The sequence below is a fragment of the Sulfitobacter sp. HI0129 genome (assembly GCF_001635395.1).
Taxonomy (GTDB): Bacteria; Pseudomonadota; Alphaproteobacteria; order Rhodobacterales; family Rhodobacteraceae; genus Sulfitobacter.
The window spans coordinates 1-520 of the sequence record NZ_LWGH01000843.1 but is presented as its reverse complement, the minus strand read 5'-3'; the positions used below and the strand labels follow the sequence as shown (position 1 = coordinate 520).

Below are 520 nucleotides of genomic sequence, written 5' to 3'. Positions count from 1 at the left end.
ACATCCAGTCGATGTAGGTCGTCAACTCGGTATCCCCGATGTGGGTGGGGAAGCGTTGATCCACCGGATAGGGGGGCACGGCGACGGTGGGGCAGGCCAGCACGTCGTAGGTTTCGAAGAAGGTCGCGAGGTTGTGGAAGATCGCCGCGCGGGCGCGTTCGGCCTGCAGGATTTCATCGGCGGTGATGTTCTGGCCCTTTTCGATGTTCCAGATGATCTCCGGCGCGACGCGGTCGCGATCGGTTTCCAGCAGGTCACCCCGGACGGCGGCCACGAGGATGGCGCGCAGGGTCTGGAAGGCTTCGAGCCCGCCTGAAAAATCCGGGCAGGTTTCTTCGACCAGGGCACCGACATTGGTGAAGGAATTTGCGCCCTTCCGGCAGATCGCGGCGACTTCGGGATCGACCATGGAAAGGTTGAGGTCCGGGGTGAAGGCTACCCTTTTTGGCGCTTTCGGCTCCTCCACCGCGCGCACGAATGGCACCCGCGGGGGCGGCATCGAAAGCGGATCGTGGGGGTG

The 520-nt window shown here is 63.8% G+C and carries 1 protein-coding gene; it reads right to left on the bottom strand.

Annotation, left to right across the window (positions count from 1 at the left end):
• A partial coding sequence (locus A3764_RS19840; RefSeq protein WP_269085033.1) for an amidase family protein occupies positions 1–499 on the bottom strand: 499 nt, incomplete at its 3' end.
• Positions 500–520 lie beyond the last annotated feature (21 nt).